We start from the raw sequence: 19095 nt of genomic DNA, 5'->3' as shown, positions 1-19095 counted from the left end.
TCATTTGGCGCCTATTGTCACTGGTAGGCTCCGCCAATGACTCTAGACTCGATTCAGGCTCCACGCCGTGTATCCTGTCAAAAAGTGTCAATCCTGGAGCACTGCCCATGAACAGCTCAGCGCAGTTTCGCAGTTTTGCCGAGTTCTACCCCTATTACCTGGGGGAGCACAGCAACCCCACCTGTCGGCGCCTGCACTTCGTCGGCACCAGCCTGGTGATCGCCCTGCTGGCGTACACCATCGCCAGCGGCAAATGGCTGCTGCTATTGGCGGTGCCGGTGTTCGGCTATGGGTTTGCCTGGGTCGGGCACTTCTTTTTCGAGAAAAACCGGCCAGCGACCTTCAAGCATCCGCTGTACAGCCTGATTGGCGATTTCGCCATGTTCCGCGACATTCTGCTGGGCAGGATCAGCCTCTAGTTGCCCGGGCGGCTGTCACGCAGGTTCGCGCGACGCCGCCACGCTCTCTGCCTGCCGTAGCTGGGCGTCGGCCAACCGGTACAGCTCGATGCTGCCATCCCAATGCTCGATCAGCGCAGTGCAGGACTCCACCCAATCGCCACAGTTGAGGTAATCCACGTTCCCGACCTTGCGGATTTCGGCATGGTGGATATGCCCGCACACCACCCCGTGAAAGCCACGGCGGGTGCACTCATGGGCTATGGCATCCTCGAAATCGCTGATGAAGTTCACCGCACCTTTGACCTTGTGCTTGAGGTAGGCCGAAAGTGACCAATAACCATACCCGTAGCGGGCCCGCCAATGGTTGAGCCAGCGGTTGAGCACCAAGGTGCATTCATAGGCACGATCGCCAAGGAACGCTAGCCAGCGGTGGTAGCGGGTAATCACATCGAACTGGTCACCATGGATCACCAGCAACCGACGGCCATCGGCCGTGAGGTGCTCAGCCTCGTCCACCAGGTGGATGTTGCCCAGAACCAGCCTGGAGTAGCGCCGCAGGAACTCATCATGGTTGCCCGTCACGTAGATCACCTCGGTGCCGCGTTTGCTCAGGGTCAACAAGCGGCGGATCACGTTGGTGTGGGCCTGGGGCCAGTAGATACCGCCACGCAGCTTCCAGCCATCGATGATGTCGCCGACCAGGTAGATACGGTCGGCCTGGTAGCCCTTGAGGAAGCGCGACAGGTGTTCGGCCTGACAGTCGCGGGTGCCCAGGTGCACGTCAGAGATCCACAGGGTGCGTACGCGCTGCTTGCGCGACGGGCGAGAGAGTTCGGCATGGGTCATGGGGCGGGCTCCGGCGCTGTTTGCTGGAGACTGGCATCGGTACATGACAGGCTGGTGGCAGCGATGTGACCGGTGCTGACCAGCCAGGATTGATGCACAATGACGCTCTGCCCTGCGAGGACCCACCATGGCCGCCGGCCCGATTCTTTCCCTTCGCCACTACCGCGATGACGTAATCGCTCACAGCCACGACCACCCACAGTTGGTGTTCGGCCTGCGCGGCCGGCTGGATTTCGAGGTACAAGGGCACGGGGCACGGATCGACCGTCAAGGCCTGATCGTGGTGCCCGCCGGTGCCCACCATACCTGTGGCAGCGATACTGGCAGCCACTGCCTGGTGCTCGATGTACCGAGCGACCATTGGCTGGACGAGCAACTCGGCGAGCATGCCGACGCCAGCCGCCGCCTGCTGGACCGCTCTGGCGCGCTGGGCCTGGACCCTCGCCAACAGCAACTGGTGGACTGGCTGGCGGCAAGCCCGGTGGACGACCCGCTGATCGCCCGCCAAGGCGCAGCGCTGTTGCTGGCCTGCCTCAACCCTGCGGCGTCGGCCAATGTCACACCCAGCCATCGCCTGCCTTACGCCGCTTTCGACAGCCATATCGAGCAACACGCAGCCTACCCGCTGCAGGTCGCCGACCTGGCGCGCATCGCCGGGTTGTCCAGTGCGCGGCTGCATGCGCGATTTACGGCCGAGTGCGGCATGACGCCAATGGATTACATCCGCCAGCGGCGCTTGCTCAAGGCGCGCGAGCTGGTTACCCAGACATTGCTGCCGATGGGAGAGATCGCCGCGCAGGTGGGGTACAGTTCACAAAGTGCGTTTTCGGCGGCGATGCTGCGCATGTTCGGATGCGTGCCGAGTGCATTGCGACGAGAATCTGGCGACAAACCACGCTAGGGTGGCGACAGACCGGGCTTGGCAGCGGCTTTACACTGTGCCTGCCCCGGCCTGTTGGGGTAACCGCACGACAAGGCCGGGCCTGACCAGACGGATTTCAAAGGATCACCATGAACCACCGTACCGCCCTGGGCGCCCTGCACATCGGCGCACTGTTCTTCGGCCTGACCGGCGTCTTTGGCAAACTGGCCGCCAGCGCGAGCCCAGCCATCATCGTCTTCGGCCGTGCCGCCTTTGCCGTGCTTGCCCTTGCGCTGTTCGCCAGCATCGCCGGCCCAGGCTGGCAGCGCCTGCGCAGCCAGGACGTACAGCGCCTCTTGCTGGGCGGTGTGCTACTGGCCGGCCACTGGGTCAGCTTCTTCATCGCCGTCAAAGTCGGTGGCGTGGCTATCGCCACCCTCGGTTTCGCCAGTTTCCCGGCATTCACCGTGATGCTCGAAGGGCTGCTGTTCCATGAACGCATCCGCCGCAATGAAGCGCTGCTGGTGTTGCTGGTGAGTATCGGCCTGGTGCTGGTGACGCCCTCTTTCGACCTGGCCAGCGACGCCACGGGCGGGCTGCTATGGGCCCTGCTTTCCGGCCTGCTGTTTTCGCTACTGTCGCTGACCAACCGGGCAGGCTCCGGGCGCTTGCCTGCCGTTCAGGCGGCGCTGTGGCAAAACCTCGTGGTCGGCCTGTGCCTGCTGCCGTTCGCTGCGCAGGGCCTGGGTACGGTAGAGCCCATGGATTGGCTGTGGATCGCCCTGCTGGGGGTTTTCTGCACGGGCGTCGCCCATAGCCTGTTCGTCGCCAGCCTGGCGGTGATCAAGGCACGTACTGCCGCGTTGGTTTTCGGCATGGAACCGATCTACGGCATCGCTGTTGCCTGGATGGTGTTCGCCGAAACCCCAACCCTGCGCATGCTGCTGGGCGGTGCACTGATCATCTTCGCCATCGTGCTCTCCAGCCGCCTTGCCGCCGAGCAGCCGCCCAGGCCACGCACCGTGGCCGAGGGCGCCTGATCAGCGGTCGTTGTGCCCAAGGTCGCGTTGCGGGTCGATCTGGTCACGCACACGCTGCTTGAGCACCTTCGCCTCAGGGAAGCCACCGTCAGCCTTGCGTTCCCAGATCTGCACGCCATTGCAAGTGATGCGGAAAGTACCGCCGGTAGCAGGCTCCAGCGCCACCCTGGCCAGGTCATCGGCGAAGGTGCTGAGCAGTTCCTGGGCGAGCCAGGCGGCGCGCAGCAGCCATTGGCACTGCGTGCAATAGGTGATGATGATTTCCGGCTTGTTGTCGGCCATGGTGCGCTTTCTCCAGGTGATGGCCGCTTATACTAGCGGTCTTTAGCCCCCTGTTTGAGACTCACGATGCGCCGCCTGCTGTTCTGCCTCCTGCTGACGCTCAGCTCCTTCACCGTGCTCGCCGAGGCGGCACGCCCCAAGGTCGGTTTGGTACTCTCCGGGGGCGCCGCCCGTGGCCTGGCCCACATCGGCGTGCTCAAGGCCCTGGAGGAACAGGGCGTGCGCATCGACGCCATCGCCGGCACCAGCATGGGCGCCGTGGTTGGCGGTCTGTATGCGTCCGGCTACAGCGTCGAGGAGCTGGAAAAGCTCGCCACCACGCTGGACTGGCAGGAAGCCTTGTCCGATGCCCCGCCGCGCAAGGACGTGCCCTTCCGGCGCAAGCAGGATGACCGCGACTTCCTGGTCAAGCAGAAGCTGAGTTTTCGAGACGACGGCAGCCTCGGCCTGCCACTGGGCGTGATTCAAGGCCAGAACCTCGCACTGCTGCTGGAAAGCAAGCTGGCCCACACCGCCGATACCCGCGATTTCGACAAATTGCCGATACCATTCCGCGCCGTGGCAACCGACATCGCCAGCGGCGAGAAAGTGGTATTCCGCCGCGGCCACCTACCCCAAGTGATCCGCGCCAGCATGTCGATCCCGGCGGTATTCGCCCCGGTCGAGCTTGATGGGCGCCTGCTGGTCGATGGCGGCATGGTCGACAACATACCCGTGGATGTCGCCCGGGACATGGGCGTTGACCTGGCCATCGTGGTCGATATCGGCACCCCGCTGCGTGACCGCAAACAACTGGCCACGGTGGTGGACGTACTCAACCAGTCCATCACGCTGATGACCCGGCGCAATTCCGAAGAGCAGCTGGCCAGTTTGCACAGAGATGACATCCTCATCCAGCCACAGCTGGCGGCGTTCGGCGTCACTGACTTCGGCCGCGCGCGCGACATGATCGAAGCCGGCTACCGCGCAACCCGCCTGCTCGACCCTCGCCTGGCTGCCCTGCGCCAGCCTGAAGGGGACGCCGAACTGGCCATGGCACGCTCACCGCGCCAACGCACCCCGGTGATCACCGCCATCAAGGTGGAGAACGACTCCAAGGTCAGCGATGACGTGATCCGCTATTACATCCGCCAGCCGATCGGCGAGCCGCTGGAACTCGACCGCCTGCAAACCGACATGGGCACCTTGTATGGCCTGGACTACTTCGACCGCGTGCAATACCGCGTGGTCCACAAAGGCAACGACAACACCTTGGTGATCAACGCCCGCGGCAAGCGCGGCGGCACCGATTACCTGCGCCTGGGCCTGAACCTGTCGGATGACCTGCGCGGGGACAGTGCCTTCAACCTGGGCGCCAGCTATCGGGTCAACGGTATCAACCAACTGGGCGCAGAGTGGCTGACGCGCGCGCAGATCGGGGACAAGCAAGAGCTTTACAGCGAGTTCTACCAGCCACTTGACGTGGGTTCACGCTACTTCATCGCCCCTTATCTGGACTTCGGCTCGCAGAATATCGAAGCCACCCTGGACAGCGATCCGATAGCCGAATACCGCCTCGAACGCTATGGCTTTGGCCTCAACATCGGCCGCCAGATCGGCACCTATGGCGAAGTGCGCCTGGGTGCGGGCAAGGCCTGGGGCGAGGCCGAGGTGCGCATCGGTGAACAGGACCTGCCCAAGGTCAGTTTCAACGAAGGCTTCTACGAGCTGAAATACTCGTTCGACACGCTCGACAATGTGTACTTCCCGCACAGTGGCGAGAACATAGGCCTGACCCTGCGCAAATACGACAAATCGCTGGACTCGGACGCGGACTACCGCCAATGGATGTTCAATCTGGACAAGGCATTGAGCAGCGGGCCGAACACGCTGGTGCTCGGTGGGGGGTATGGTCGCACGCTCGACGACACCGAGGTGGTGACGTCGAGCTTTGTGCTTGGCGGGGCACGGCAACTGTCCGGGTTCCGCCAGGACTCGGTATCCGGGCAGAACGTGAGCCTGCTGCGCATGGTCTATTACCGCCGCCTCACGCCGCGCTCTTATCTGCCGCTGGACTTTCCACTCTACATCGGCGGGTCCCTGGAGCGCGGGCGGGCGTGGAACAATGACAATGAGTTCGACAGTGGCTACATCAATGCCGCGAGTATCTTCCTGGGCCTGGACACGCCACTGGGGCCGCTGAGCCTCAGCTATGGCGCCAACACGGCGGATGAGCAGGCAATCTACTTGAACCTGGGGAACACGTTCTAAGCTTGAAGCCCGAATCGGGCCTCAGGACTTTTCCAGGTTGGCCAGAATCTTTGCATGCACGCGCATGCACACATCCAGGTCAGCCTCATCAACCCCGGTGAACAATTCCAGGCGCAAGGCATTGGCGATGGTTTCGATCTGTTCGATCAGCGGCTTTGCCGGAGGACACAGCTGGATCTTCTTCGCCCGCCGGTCCTCAAGCACTGCCTGGCGTCGAACCAGGCCCTGGCTTTCCAGGCTGTCCAGCAGACGCGCCAAGGTCGGGCCTTCAACGCCGACGCTTTTGGCCAGCTCGCGCTGGGTAGGCGCTTCTTCGAAACGAGCCAGGTGCAGCAACACCAGCCAGCGCGCCTGGGACAGATTGAGCCCGGCCAGGCGGCGATCCAGTTCGGCGCGCCAGCCACGGGACATCTGGGCCAGCTGCATGCCGAAACGGTGTTGGTTGTCGGTCAGGGGCATAAACAACTCATTGACTAGAACTAATTATTAGTCAGCTAACCATGCCCCGGGCCATCAGGCAAGGCTGCCCCGCCCGGAAATGTCTGAAAGTCGTCAAAAAGGATGACATTGATCAGTGGATGTCCGAAATGTCTTCCATCATCAGAGCTCGAACTCAGCCGCCAGCGCAGCACGCACGCAGTACAGCACCCCTTCGGGCAGGCGCGCGCCGAACAGCGGGGCAATGGTCGAGACCGGCGGCAGCTCGCCTTCGCCATCGAGGAAGGCATCCTGCACCTCCATCAGCAAGTCTTCTGGCAGGTCCAGCGCCTGGTCCAGGCTCAGCTCCTGACGGCCGATGGCTTCGGCCAGCAAGCTGTAGACGTTCTTTTCGCTGCAATTGAGCTGGCCGGCGATTTGCGCCGGGGTCATGCCGGCACGGGCCAGGCTGACCAGTTCGTGGCGCAGATCGAGTACCACCTTGGGCGCCTCCGTGGTGCCACCGGCGTCATTGAGCACTTCGAGGAAGGCCTGCCCGTAGCGCTCCAGCTTGCGCGCACCCACGCCGCTGACCTGGGCCATGTCGCTGAGGCTGGTAGGCTGGCTACGCAGCATCTCCAGCAGCGTGGAGTCCGGGAAAATGACATAAGGCGGCACGCTGTGCTCTTCGGCCAGCTTGCGGCGCAACGTGCGCAGCGCGTCCCACAATTCGCGCTCCTCGGCGCGCACCAACTGGCTGGCCGGGCTGCCGCCGCCCGAGGACGTTTTCGCCACGGTCTGCGGCTTTAGGTCGCGACGCAACTGCAAGGTCACTTCGCCGCGCAGCAGCGGCCGGCAGCTGTCGGACAGGCGCAGGCCACCGTAGCCTTCCAGGTCGATGTCGACCAGGCCGCGCGCCACCAACTGGCGGAACAGCGAGCGCCATTCGACCTCGGCCATCGCCTTGCCAACACCAAACACCGACAGTTTCTCGTGGCCGAAATTGCGCACCTTTTCGGTATCCTTGCCAAGCAGCACATCGATCAGGTGGCCGACACCATACCGCTGGCCGGTACGGAACACCGCCGACAGCGCCTGGCGCGCAGGCTCGGTGGCGTCCCAGGTCTGGACCTGGTCGACGCAGTTGTCGCAATGCCCGCACGGCTGTTCGAGGACTTCATCGAAATAGGCCAGCAACGCCTGGCGGCGACAACGGGTTTCCTCGCACAGCGCCAACATGGCATCGAGCTTGTGTTGCTCGACGCGCTTGTGGCGCTCGTCCCCGTCGGAGTTCTGCAGCATCTGCTTGAGCATCACCATGTCCTGCAGGCCGTAGGCCATCCAGGCATCGGACGGCAAGCCATCCCGGCCGGCACGCCCTGTCTCCTGGTAGTAAGCCTCGAGCGACTTGGGCAGGTCGAGGTGGGCGACGAAGCGCACGTTAGGCTTGTCGATGCCCATGCCGAAGGCGATGGTGGCGACCATGATCAGCCCTTCCTCGTTGAGGAAGCGATGCTGGTTGGCCGAACGGGTTTCAGCAGCCAGGCCGGCGTGGTACGGCAGCGCCGGGAAGCCTTGGGCGCACAGGTAGGCGGCGGTCTCATCGACCTTCTTGCGTGACAGGCAGTAAACGATGCCGGCATTGCCGCGGCGCTCGCCGAGGAAGGCCATCAACTGCTTGCGCGGCGACTCCTTGGGCACGATGCGGTAGAAGATATTGGGCCGGTCGAAGCTCGACAGGAAGCGCTCGGCGCCCTGCAGGTGCAGGCGCTGGACGATTTCCTCACGGGTACGCATGTCGGCGGTGGCGGTAAGGGCGATGCGTGGCACATGCGGGAAAAGCTCGGCCAGCTGGCCCAGTTGCAGGTATTCGGGGCGGAAGTCGTGGCCCCATTGCGAAACGCAGTGGGCCTCGTCGATGGCGAACAGGGAAACGTCCAGGCCGCGCAGGAAATCCAGCATCCGCGGCTGCACCAGGCGCTCAGGCGCCAGGTACAGCATCTTCACTTCACCGCGGCGCAGCCGCCCGGCCAGATCACGCTGCTGTTCGGCACTGAGGGTGGAGTTCAGGGCCGCGGCCGCGACCCCGAGTTCATCGAGCGTGGCGACCTGATCGTCCATCAGCGCGATCAGCGGCGACACCACTACGGTCAGGCCCGGGCGCAATAACCCCGGCACCTGGAAACACAGCGACTTGCCGCCGCCGGTGGGCATCAGCACCAGGGCATCGCCACCATTGGCCACGCATTCGATGATTGCTGCCTGGCGCCCACGGAAACTGTCGTAGCCGAAGATATCCTTGAGAACGCGCTGAGCCTGTTCGAGCATGTGCAACTCCACAAATCGCCGTACCATCCTGGACACAGGCTGGACGAAAAACCCGCTCCGCACACGCCAAATGCGTAAGCGGCTTTTGCCAGAAGCCGGGGAAACCCGCCCCTGGGTGAAAAACCGCGAAGTATACCCCAGTGCCAGCCTGTACAGGATGCCCGGTGACAGACGTTCCCTTTGCCCCGCCATCGCCGCAAGGTGCTAGAATTCACTATCGTTTATTCCCCAAGGTAGCCCTGTAATGTCCTTCGCCGAGCAACTGACCCGCCTGCAAGCCTTCCTCGACGCCGACGAGCTGCACGAAGAAGCGCTGGACTACGTCGCCGCCCACGGCTACCTGACCGCGCTGTCGATCTGCTCGGAAGACGTCCCCGAGCGTGAATGGATCGACGCACTGTTCGCCGAAGAGCCTCATTACGCCAGCGATGCCCAGCGCACCGAGATCGAAGCTACCTTGGTGGCACTGAAGGGCCACATCGCCCGCCAGCTGGCCAGCGACGAAGAATTCGACCTGCCGTGCGACCTGGACCTGACCGACGAGCCGGACGACTCCGACCTGCGCGGCTGGTGCATCGGCTTCATGGAAGGCGTTTTCCTGCGTGAAGAGGCCTGGTTCGAGAACGCCGAAGAAGAAGTCAGCGAGATGCTGCTGCCGATCATGGTCGGTTCGGGCCTGTTCGACGAGCAGCCGGAGTTCGCCGACATCGCCAGCAACGCCAACCTGCAGGACGACATGATCGTGCAGATCCCAGAGGCGCTGAGCGCGTTGTTCCTGCTGCTGCACGCGCCTGACGAGAAGCCTGCGCTGCTCAAGCCCCGCCACCACTGAGTCGGCTGTGCGCTACCTGCTGCTGGCCATCGGCTGGCTCAGCGTTGCGCTGGGGGTGCTGGGGATCTTCCTGCCGGTGTTGCCCACCACCCCTTTTCTGCTGCTGGCGGCGGCCTGCTTCGCCCGCAGCTCGCCACGCTTTCATCACTGGCTGGTCAACCACCCCACCCTGGGGCCGTGGATCCGCGACTACCTGAGCGGTGAAGGTATCCCCTTGAAGGGCAAGGTGTACGCCATCGGCCTGATGTGGGCGAGCATCGGCCTGTCGTGCTTCCTGGTACCCCTGTTTTGGGCGCGGGCATTCATGCTGACCAGTGCGGTGCTGGTCAGCCTGTACATTCTGAAGCAGAAGACGTTGCGCAAACCTGACTGAATTGGCCCTGTTGCCAACGGGTACTTCCTGTTGATCAATTTTTGCCGTTTATTTTCACTGCAACAATTACAAATATATATTAGCGACAATTCCTACATCATTTTAGGACGCCAAAATCTGCACTAAGATTCAGTTCCCCGTTAGTGTTAGGTCCACAGCTAAAACATGGACACTAACAGTGCGCGAGGATTACCAATGCCAGATAAAACGAGGCGTTGCACTGAAACGGACGATTCGAACACTCCTCCTTACGACGTAACCGAGCGCCGAGCGAATCTGCTGCTCAAACAGGCGGTGTGGGGCGATCCCCCCTCATCGGCTCAAGGCTCTTCAGCGGGCCCTGAAATCAACGTGTGCGGCTATCCAGCCGACCCGCAATTCCAGCTGAGGGGCGGCCACAGCAACCTGATGGTCGATGCAGCCATGCCGCTGTTCGGCCTGGCCATGCGCCTTCGCACCCTGGACGCACTCCCCCATATCGCGGCGCTACGCCAGCAGGTGCACACGCAGATTTGCGCCATTCTCGAAGAGGTGGGCCAGCGCGGCTACGACGCTATCCAGATGCAGGCCTACTCCTATGCCTTGTGCCTGCACCTCGACGAAATCGTCATGGCCACACCGTGGGGCAGCAACTCCGTCTGGAGTGGCCGAACATTGCTCAGCGATTTTCATCAGGACACTCAGGGTGGCGAAAAAATATTCGCGGTGCTTTCGCGCATGATGCAAGAGCCTGAGCGTTTCCAGGATGTTCTGGAATTTCTCTACTTGTGCCTGTGCTTTGGCCTGAAAGGCAAGTACGCCCTAGAGCCCAAAGGCGATGAACTGCTGGACGCACTGATAACGGAACTTCACGGCATCATCCGCCAACTTCGCGGGCCCGTGCCTGAAGACGTTTGCGACCCTTACACCAATGTCGTCATGCGCCCGTACAAAAAGCCACGCGATTGGCTGCCTTGGTGGAGTCCATTGGTGATATCGGCTTTGGCCATGGTAGCTGCGTACAGCTATTACAGCTACCGCCTGGGCCTGCTCACCGCAGAAGTACTCGAATCGCTCGACCTCATTTTGCAGCAGTAGCTGGAAAAGTGCTTCCAGGAGGAACCGTGTCTAGCCAATCCGATCTGCGTTACACCTTTGAGCCGCTCGTGGGCGATGGCGAATTCGATGTGGTGTCGTTCACCCTCGAAGAGGAACTGAGCCAGCCGTTCACCCTGACGCTGGAACTGGTCAGTTTCGAGCACGCTGTCGACTTCGGTCACCTGCTCGACAAGCCTGTGCTGTTCACGATCTGGCGTGACGAATGCCCGGTGCGTTATGTGCACGGCCTGGTCAGCAGCTTTACTCAAGGGGAGACCGGCTTTCATCGTACGCGCTACAAAGCGCTGGTCGAACCGCAACTGGCCCGGGCCAGCCTGCGCTCGAACTGGCGCATCTTCCAGCACAAAACCACACGACAGATTCTTGAGCTGATGCTCGAACGCCAAGGCATTACCCGGTCCCAGTTCATTATCAGAAACGACGACCCACCCCGCGAGTTTTGTGTTCAGGCTGGCGAAACTGACCTTGACTTCTTCGCCCGCCTGGCAGGCGAGGCAGGGTTCGTCTATCGCTTCAAGCACACCGCTGAACGGCACGAACTGGTCATCACTGACCGGGTGCTTTCGCTGGGCACGATCAGCGTGATCAAGGATAGAGAGCTGGCCCGCGTCGAGCGCGATGAAACCGCAGCTGGCTACACCGTGCTGTACAACCCAAACAGCGGCGGCTATCAGGCCGAACCCTGCCTGCGTCGTTTCCACTACAGCGAACAAGTACGCACAGCACGCCAGGTGCAACGCGACCATACCTTCACCAACCCCGAGTACCGCCAGGAGCATCGCGCCACCGGTACTCACCTCGAGCACCAGTCCAAGGCGTACGAACGCTTCGATTATCCCGGCCGCTACAAGCGCGACGCGGTCGGCAAGCCCTTCACCGAAACCCGCATCACCGGTTTGCGCCATGACGCACGCGTTGCCGAGGTCGAAGGCGATGACGAGCGCTTGCAACCCGGCCTGAGTTTCAACCTCGTCAACCACGAGCGTGACGACCTCAACGTGCACTGGCGCGTGAAAAGCGTGGCCCACGAAGGCATCCAGTACTCCAGCCTGGAGGACGAAGCCGCTGGTGCCGAGCAGGGTACCCGTTACCAGCAGACTGCAGTACTGGTACCCGGCCGCTTCGAGTGGCGCCCACAGCCGCTGCCCAAACCGCGCATCGATGGCCCACACATGGCCACCGTGGTCGGTCCGGCCGGCGAAGAGATCTATTGCGATGAGTGGGGCCGGGTCAAGGTCAGCTTCCCCTGGGACCGGGAAAGCAAGAACAACGAGTTCAGTTCCTGCTGGGTGCGTGTTTCGCAAGGTTGGGCCGGTGGGAGCTGGGGCTCGATGGCCATCCCGCGCATTGGCCAGGACGTGATCATCCACTACGTCAACGCCGACCCGGACCAACCGATGATCACCGGGCGCACCTACTGCGGTAATCAGCTGCCCCCTTACGACTTGCCACAGCACAAGACGCGCATGACCATCAAGAGCCAGACTCACAAGGGCACAGGCTTCAATGAGCTGCGCTTCGAGGATGAGCTGGGGCGCGAGGAACTCTATATCCATGCGCAACGGGACCAGAACATCGAAGTCGGCAACGATGAGTCGACCTGCATCGGGCGCAACCGTGTAGAGCAAGTGGGCAATGATGAACAGCTGAGTGTCGGCAACAATCTTTGCCAGGACATAGGCCAGGACCGCACCGAACGGACGGGGCGAACGTGCAAGGTGAAGGTTGGCCACGACCTGATCGAGCACGTCGGCAATGACCGCTGCGAATCCACGGGGGTCAATCACTCTGTCACCATCGGAGGTCAAAGCGCACTACTCGTCAAAGGCGGCCAGAAGATCAGCGTCGGCGATGGCGTGGATCAGCAGACGACCGTCTACCAGCTCCGCGCCAGCGAACGTATCGAGTTCAGAAGCCCGGGGGGCAGCATCGTGCTGGACGCCGAAGGCATCACCCTCAATGGCCTGTCACTCACCCTGCTTGGGCCGACCAAAGCCGGGGCAAAAGGCGCTGGAAACGCCCTGGCACTGGACCTCGCCGCCGTTACCGGCAGCCAGTGCGAGGAACGACGCCGATGAGCACCGAAGCCTTGCTCCAACTCATCGCCGACTACCACACCCCAGAGCTGCACTGCCATGTACTGATCGACCCGCTGGCAATACCCGAGAACAGCGACCAATCCGTGCTTTCACACTTGAAGAAAGCGTTGGGGGAAGGTGCGATGAGTCGGGTGATTCGAGCCGACTTGCCCCATGCCCCGCAGCTGCACCCCGTGCTGGCCTGCCTGTCATCACCCGGCGCGAAACCGAGCCCGCCACTGCTGAAGATGACTGCCCATGCAGCACAACGTGATAACCAGCGCCGAAAGCGCCACGTGTGTGGCTGGTTGCTGAGCGAAGCACCGGCATCGGTAATCGCTGCGCACCTGGCAGCACTGTGCCGGCTTCCCGGTTCCGCAAGCGAGCCCCGTTTCTACCCCCTCTACGAACCCGTGCGCCTCGAACTGCTGGCTGCGAGCTTCGAACACGTGGAGCGCGGGCCTTGGTGGCCGATCAAGCACTGGCTGTTCGTGAGCAGCGGCGCGCAGCTGGCTGGTTTCAGCGGTGAAGCCCGTCCTCGCAGCGGCTTGCCTGCGTCCGCCTTGCGCATTCAGGACGACGTGGCGTTGATCGAAATGCTCCTCGCGGCCTGGCGAGCCCTGCCATCAGGCCCTGCTGATCCGAAGCCAAGGCCGCTACCGGCGTTCGCTGCGGTAAAAGCCTCCAACCACATAGATGACGCTCGCAGGCTGGGCTTGAGCGCAACCGATGACATCCTGGTTTTCGCCCTGTACCACCTGTACCTGCACCCTCGCCTGCACGCCGCGCCCTACGTGCGCCAGATCATCGACGCCGCTGTGCAACAGCAACGTCCCCTCGCGCCACTGCTCGCCCGCCACGACGATGCGCACTGGCGGCAAATGATCGCCACCCTTGGCCCTTCAGAGGTTCGCCCATGAGCATCAGCCAACGCGTCGCCACCGCCCTCGCCGAAGCCGCAGTCTCGGTCGACCCGTGCAGGGCCTGTGAGCGGCAAGGCCTGCCGATCCTGCCACTGCGCCGCGCCCTGGTGCCCGACACGCGCCCGGGCTACGCCGGCACCGTGGCCGGTGAGCCCCATGTCGAGACCCGAATGGGGCTACGCACCTTGCGCTCCGGTTACCTGTACGTGCTGCTCGACCAGCGCATCTGGCAGGCCTACGAGGTCACCGACCAAGGCCACCTGCGCCGCTTCAACCCCTACGAGCCACCGCCCGGCCCGCCGCCTTCGCTGCCCGCCCGGTGCCTGAACGAAAACCACGATATCCCCTCGTCTTTTCTCACCCTCGACAGCGAAGCCTACGGCTCGGCCTGGCTGGCCTTTTCCAGTGACGCCTGGCCGCGCAGCGTGCTGGATGCGTACAAGCGCGGCCATGCACCTGCGCAGCGTTTCGAGGGCCTGGACCTGGTTCAGGCGCGTGAGCACCCGCAACTGCTGGGCTTGGCGATGACCCCAGACAACCTGCAGGTAGACAAGCAGGTCTTTGAATACGCCCAGCAGCGTTGCGCACCCTTCGACAGTGCACATGGCTTTCACAGCCGGCTGTTGCGCCGAACCGCCCTGCGTGGCTTCGTGGTCAATGCCATGAACAGGCACCAACTCGAACAGGGCGTACTAGCCGTGGTGCTGGATGACACGGTCGGGCTGGTGCAGGAGTACAACCATCAGCGCCTGAGCTGGCTCGTCAAACGCCAGGCATGGCGCGAGGACCCGCTGCGCGCCTACCAATTCCAGACATCGCAAATTCTGCAGATCATTCGGGCTACGCACAGACAGTGGGCGGCGCAGCAGGTCGCGCCGTTCGGAGCCCCGACTACAGGTGATGGGGCACCGGCCTTTGCTGCGCCCGAGGTGGAGAGGCAACGGCTCGTCGCGGTGCAGGAGCAACAAAGCGATAAACGCCTTGAGGAGCGCTACCACGAGCCCCAGCGTGCCGCGTTCCAGGACGAATACGATCGGCAGGAACGCCAGTTCCAGGCCTATATCGACCAGAACGCCAACGCCTATGCCGAACGCTGCCAAAGCCAGATGTTCACGCTGATCGAGCAATACGACTATGACGGCCATGATCGTGAGTCCGGCGTGGCCTACAGCAAGACCATGGCCGGTTGCCTGGCTGGCGGCGTCACCGAGGCGGCTGCAACCAGCGCAGCGCATGGCCAGCCCTCCTCCGGCACCAGCGAAGCGCTGTGGCTCAAATGGCTGCAGGACCCAAACAGCCCACCCTACCGCGCCGTGTTGCTACGCAATGAATTTCTACTGGCGGCACTGCTGCCCAGTTTTTCCGCCAGCGCCCCCATCAACTGGAACGACAGCGAAAAGCTCTACGCGGCGTTGAGCAAGATGATCACCAGCGAAGAGGGTCGTCTTCACCTGCGTCATCAGCTCAATCAGGCGGTCGCGCAAACTCAAGGCGCGTTGAATGCAGCCAGTCAACGCCTGCAGGCCCTGCTCGGCCCAGGTATCCAGCAAGCCGTGCGACATCTGAACAGCGCCAGTCAGTACCTCTATAACGGCGTACACCTGGTCGAGCTGCAGGTAAAGATGAAACTGGGCGAGTACTACGCCCTGCAGAATGCGCACCTTCGGGAATTGCAAAACAAGGCAAGCGCCACGCTGGCCAAAGCGCGAGACCGGATGATGCCTAGTCTCGAAGAACTGAAAGCCGGCGCCCAGATGAACGCCCGCAAGGTACAACCGATTATCCAGAGCGGTTTGTTGAGCCTAGCGGTCCTCGATCCCAAGGTGGCGCATACGCTGATCGACGTCAGCGTCTGGGTCGAGGGCAAGGCTGAGATGTTGCGAGAGCAGCTGCTCCAGGAGGTCAGCCAGAATGTGAACCAGCTCAGTCACGCGGCGCAGATGAGCCTGGTAGACATAAGGGTCGCGGCGGGCACGTTGGAGCCCGGTGCGCGGAAAATGCTCGAGGGGATACGGATCAGCGCGCTGCAGGCGTCGCAGATGGTGCGACGCAGTTTTTCTGGGCTGAAGGGGGTGGCGGGAAGCGGAGAGTTGCTGCTCACGCTGGGCGGGTTGTATTTGCTGAGTGACAGCCTGGGCAAGAACCTGAAAAAAGTGGAAGAGGAAACTGGGGCTAAGTCTGCTGAAGCCATGACCGCGTTTTATGGCTCAAGTGTTGGAGTGCTCGGTGGAGGTATTGAGGCGCTAGGGTTGATACTGAGCAAATCAGGGCAAACTAGCGTGCCACTGGGCCAATCAATATTCAGAATCGGAGCGTTAGTCAGTGCTACTTCTGGGGTGTTCGATGGTGTTCAAGCAATTCTCGCGGCTTATCGGTCCAAGCAGGCTGGTGACACCTGGGCAAATACTAATTATAAGGCCGCAGCCTTCTCAGCGCTGCTAGGAACCGCAGCCTCAATCGCAGCAGTATTCAACCCGCTGCTTTACGGCCCTCTCGGAGCTGCTATTGCATTTAGCATTATCACATACAGCTTAATCAAATATGCAGCATCCGCAGAATCAAACACCATCGAGCGCTGGATGATGCGCTGCTACTTCGGCAAAGCGGAAGAGACCCCAAAGATTCATTGGAAAACTCCAGAACTTGCTGATATTGCTTTCGCAGAACTGAATGCCGCTACGCTAAACATCTCAAGCTCGCTCACATTCAAGAGCTCTACCATAACATCTAAAGTCGGTGATCCAGCGGGCTCGAAAAAAAAGCAGTGGATAGAGTTTCACCTCTCGCTCCCAGCGTTCACCGAGAAAACGTCGAGCTATCAGTGGGTTATCGTACTTCATCGACACGGAGACGGCCGCTCTCCCAATTATAATGGCGGGGAAGTTATAGCCGAGGAAAGCTTTTTCACTCCCCCTTTGCCAACACGGACCTCAAAACAATATGCGATAGCTCCCTCAAAGCGACATAAGTTCACTGACTACCGACCAGAAAGTTTAATTATCAATAAAAACGAACGCCCGATAAAAAACCCTACCACTCACCTGACGCACACTCTTGAACTCAAAGGGTATCTTGAGCTCATTCCAGAGATCGCCCAACACAACATCCATGCCGCCAGTCTTTTCGTCAGTTACTGGCCAGATCGCCACAGCCCGAACAGTTACGCCGAGATCACTATTCAGGATTATATCTAATGATAGACGTCTATCGCCCACGAGGCAGGATTTACAATTTACCCGGCCCCAACACCCCAGCCAAAACGGATGACATCACAGCTCAACTGGACATACCACCCAACCATGTCAATAGTATCTACATGGAGCTCACCAGAAGGACGATAAGAATCAGAGGCTACTGGATTGTAACAGGAGTCATAATGACGCTACTGAGCTTCTTCTTGATAGTAGCACCGATACTGGAAGCATTGATCTCACCATCAGAACTTAGATTGGACATAATTGCAATCAGCATTTCCACATACCTTTTTGGTTATTGGATCATGATCCCATACATAAGAATGGAAATAGAAACACCGTGCAACGAACCTATTCGCTTCAACAGGGCTCGTCGAAAGGTCTACTTCTACCAGTACCGATTCGATCGACTTAACCCTTTAGGCAAAAGAAATTGGGGAGTTAAACCTATCGCTCACAACTGGGATGATCTTACAGCAGAGGTCTATCGTATCTACAGACCCATGGGGGGCGGCGGACTTATTGAAAACATCCTGTTATCAGTTCGCAACCCGGAAACTGATGAGGTAATCGACCGGGTATTTTTTTCCTGTGATCTCGAACAAGGGAAGCAGTACTGGGAGCTTGCGAAGCTTTTCATGCAGGACGGTATCGAAGCTATTCCAGCGTTCGTGCATAGCTCCGTTGACTGGAATACAAAAGACTTTTCCAACCCGTTCGAACGCCTAGCCCCCAAAGTCCAATGGCCCCCCGAAATGGACCTGGAATCCCGCACCGCCCCCGGCCAAGGAGACAAAACATGAACGCCGTCGCCCTGTTAGGCCACCGCCGTGTTTGCTCGATACATGGCATTAGGATAGTGGAAACAGGCAGCGCCGACTAAGGCTTCAATGGCAAGGCCGTTGCCCGAGTGGGCGGCCGGATCAGTAGTGGTGCGGTGATCACTGATGGTTCGGCGGGTTATCTGATCAAGGGCACAGCGGTCGCATGCGAAGGAGATCAGACGATCCACGATGGGGTCGCCATTACTGGCCTCATCGCAAGCAAGCCCGCCCCTAAGGCCAGCGACAAACCTTTACGAGCGGGCTTGGCCGCGACGAGGTTTGACCTATTGCCAGAGCGCGACATCCCAAGTGCATATGCCGAAATTGAACTACAGGAAGTTAACATATGACGTTGCCCAGAAGAGCTTTCGGCTGGAAATATGACTTACCCGACTCAGCCACCCCTTCAGATTTCCACCCAGTGATAGAAGAGTTTCTGGCACCACCAAGCCATGTTGACTCGATATACATTGAGCTTCCGAGATCGCTATTCAAATTCAGAGGCTACAACCCTATTGTAGGCGGCTCACTCATGCTCGTGGGTTTAATTATGCTCGTCTACTTCATCTACGAAGAATTCACCTCCCCCACCAGAGTAGAAGTTAGTGACCTACTCATTTTTACAACCTATTACGCAATTGTTTTCTTCATCACATTTGCGTACATACGCATGGACCTTACATACCCGCGCAACGAGCCTATTCGATTCAACAGGCGCCGCCAGAGGGTTTATTTCTATCAATACAGATTTGATCGACTTCACCCCTTTGGTCGGAAAGACTGGGGTGTTAAACCTGTTGCCTACGACTGGGAACAGCTTACCGCCGAAGTCTATAGTGTTAATACCCCAATGGGATACGGTGGGCGAGTTGAAAAAGTCATGATCTCAGTCCGCAAACCCGGCACCGACGAAGTGATCGACCGCGTTTTTTTCGCCGGTAATATTGAACAGGGCAAACAATTCTGGGCACTTGCGAGAATTTTTATGCAGGAAGGCCCGGACGCCCTCCCAGCATTTACCCACGCGCCTACGGACTGGAACAGTGATGATCTGCGCAACCCATTTCATCGTCTAGCGCCCAAAGTCCAATGGCCACCCGAAATGGATCTTGAATCTCGCACCGCTCCCGGCCAAGGAGAACAACCATGAATACCGTCGTCCTGGTAGATCACCGCCATGACTGCCCAAAATGTGGCATTGGCGTAGTGGAAACAGGCAGCGCCGACTACACCTTCAATGGCAAGGCCGTTGCGCGAGCACCGGCGCAGCTCCCGCCACGCTGCTGACCTCTAATGGTCGAGACCACATTGCCCCTCTGCCGCTGACCTCGAAGTTCAGGTAGTCGT

Annotated in this window: 17 protein-coding genes and 1 pseudogene; 14 read left to right on the top strand and 4 right to left on the bottom strand. The window is 60.6% G+C overall.

All coding sequences use genetic code 11. The features are described from left to right. Positions 1-107: 107 nt before the first annotated feature. Complete coding sequence (locus ACIPZC_RS13265) at positions 108-419, top strand: DUF962 domain-containing protein (protein ID WP_241804656.1); 312 nt, start codon at positions 108-110, stop codon at positions 417-419. Positions 420-434: 15 nt separating this feature from the next. Here ACIPZC_RS13265 and ACIPZC_RS13260 read toward each other — a convergent pair whose 3' ends face one another. After that, complete coding sequence (locus ACIPZC_RS13260; protein ID WP_400627381.1) at positions 435-1247, bottom strand: UDP-2,3-diacylglucosamine diphosphatase; 813 nt, start codon at positions 1245-1247, stop codon at positions 435-437. Positions 1248-1374: 127 nt separating this feature from the next. Here ACIPZC_RS13260 and ACIPZC_RS13255 point away from each other — a divergent pair, with 127 nt between their 5' ends. After that, entirely contained in the window at positions 1375-2148 is a 774-nt protein-coding gene (locus tag ACIPZC_RS13255) for an AraC family transcriptional regulator (protein WP_241804658.1), read from the top strand. Between the two features lie 110 nt (positions 2149-2258). Continuing rightward, positions 2259-3149 carry a DMT family transporter gene (locus ACIPZC_RS13250; protein ID WP_400627378.1) on the top strand — a complete coding sequence of 297 codons (891 nt, stop codon included), beginning with the start codon at positions 2259-2261 and terminating at the stop codon, positions 3147-3149. Here ACIPZC_RS13250 and ACIPZC_RS13245 read toward each other — a convergent pair whose 3' ends face one another. Further along, entirely contained in the window at positions 3150-3431 is a 282-nt protein-coding gene (locus ACIPZC_RS13245; protein WP_241804660.1) for a SelT/SelW/SelH family protein, read from the bottom strand. It lies immediately after the preceding gene. A gap of 66 nt (positions 3432-3497) precedes the next feature. Between ACIPZC_RS13245 and ACIPZC_RS13240 the strand changes: the two genes are divergently transcribed. Further along, positions 3498-5681, top strand: coding sequence for a patatin-like phospholipase family protein (locus tag ACIPZC_RS13240; RefSeq protein ID WP_241804661.1), 2184 nt, complete (start codon positions 3498-3500; stop codon positions 5679-5681). 21 nt (positions 5682-5702) lie between these two features. On the opposite strand, the gene ACIPZC_RS13235 is transcribed toward ACIPZC_RS13240, so the two are convergent. Continuing rightward, positions 5703-6140, bottom strand: a complete 438-nt coding sequence (locus tag ACIPZC_RS13235) for a MarR family transcriptional regulator (protein WP_241804662.1) — start codon at positions 6138-6140, stop codon at positions 5703-5705. Between the two features lie 141 nt (positions 6141-6281). Beyond that, positions 6282-8426, bottom strand: a complete 2145-nt coding sequence (recQ, locus tag ACIPZC_RS13230; RefSeq protein ID WP_400627375.1) for a DNA helicase RecQ — start codon at positions 8424-8426, stop codon at positions 6282-6284. Positions 8427-8670: 244 nt separating this feature from the next. Here recQ and ACIPZC_RS13225 point away from each other — a divergent pair, with 244 nt between their 5' ends. From ACIPZC_RS13225 to ACIPZC_RS13180, 10 genes and pseudogenes are all read left to right on the top strand, one after another. Beyond that, the gene (locus tag ACIPZC_RS13225) at positions 8671-9258 is read left to right on the top strand and encodes a YecA family protein (protein ID WP_012315632.1); all 588 of its coding nucleotides are present in this window, start codon (positions 8671-8673) and stop codon (positions 9256-9258) included. Between the two features lie 7 nt (positions 9259-9265). Beyond that, a complete protein-coding gene (locus ACIPZC_RS13220) occupies positions 9266-9631 on the top strand; it encodes a YbaN family protein (RefSeq protein ID WP_241804664.1) in 366 nt (121 codons plus the stop codon). Positions 9632-9826: 195 nt separating this feature from the next. After that, positions 9827-10708, top strand: a complete 882-nt coding sequence (gene icmH, locus ACIPZC_RS13215) for a type IVB secretion system protein IcmH/DotU (RefSeq protein ID WP_241804665.1) — start codon at positions 9827-9829, stop codon at positions 10706-10708. 26 nt (positions 10709-10734) lie between these two features. Further along, a complete protein-coding gene (locus ACIPZC_RS13210; protein ID WP_400627372.1) occupies positions 10735-12807 on the top strand; it encodes a type VI secretion system Vgr family protein in 2073 nt (690 codons plus the stop codon). Continuing rightward, complete coding sequence (locus ACIPZC_RS13205) at positions 12804-13727, top strand: hypothetical protein (RefSeq protein WP_400627370.1); 924 nt, start codon at positions 12804-12806, stop codon at positions 13725-13727. Before ACIPZC_RS13210 ends, ACIPZC_RS13205 begins: the two co-directional genes overlap by 4 nt. Then, the gene (locus tag ACIPZC_RS13200; protein ID WP_400627368.1) at positions 13724-16924 is read left to right on the top strand and encodes a T6SS effector BTH_I2691 family protein; all 3201 of its coding nucleotides are present in this window, start codon (positions 13724-13726) and stop codon (positions 16922-16924) included. Before ACIPZC_RS13205 ends, ACIPZC_RS13200 begins: the two co-directional genes overlap by 4 nt. 182 nt (positions 16925-17106) lie before the next feature. Further along, positions 17107-17727, top strand: coding sequence for a DUF6708 domain-containing protein (locus ACIPZC_RS13195; protein ID WP_400627366.1), 621 nt, complete (start codon positions 17107-17109; stop codon positions 17725-17727). A 95-nt stretch (positions 17728-17822) separates the two neighbouring features. Next, positions 17823-18098: pseudogene (locus tag ACIPZC_RS13190) on the top strand (hypothetical protein); the annotation flags it as partial. After that, complete coding sequence (locus tag ACIPZC_RS13185; RefSeq protein WP_400627364.1) at positions 18095-18898, top strand: DUF6708 domain-containing protein; 804 nt, start codon at positions 18095-18097, stop codon at positions 18896-18898. The pseudogene ACIPZC_RS13190 and the gene ACIPZC_RS13185, both read left to right, overlap by 4 nt. Further along, on the top strand, positions 18895-19035 hold the full coding sequence (locus ACIPZC_RS13180; protein WP_349974624.1) for a hypothetical protein: 141 nt from the start codon (positions 18895-18897) through the stop codon (positions 19033-19035). Before ACIPZC_RS13185 ends, ACIPZC_RS13180 begins: the two co-directional genes overlap by 4 nt. Positions 19036-19095: the final 60 nt, after the last annotated feature.

The organism is Pseudomonas sp. NPDC089743 (genome assembly GCF_044748785.1).
GTDB classification, from domain to species: domain Bacteria; phylum Pseudomonadota; class Gammaproteobacteria; order Pseudomonadales; family Pseudomonadaceae; genus Aquipseudomonas; species Aquipseudomonas putida_X.
This window is presented reverse-complemented; position numbering and strand designations above follow the sequence as displayed.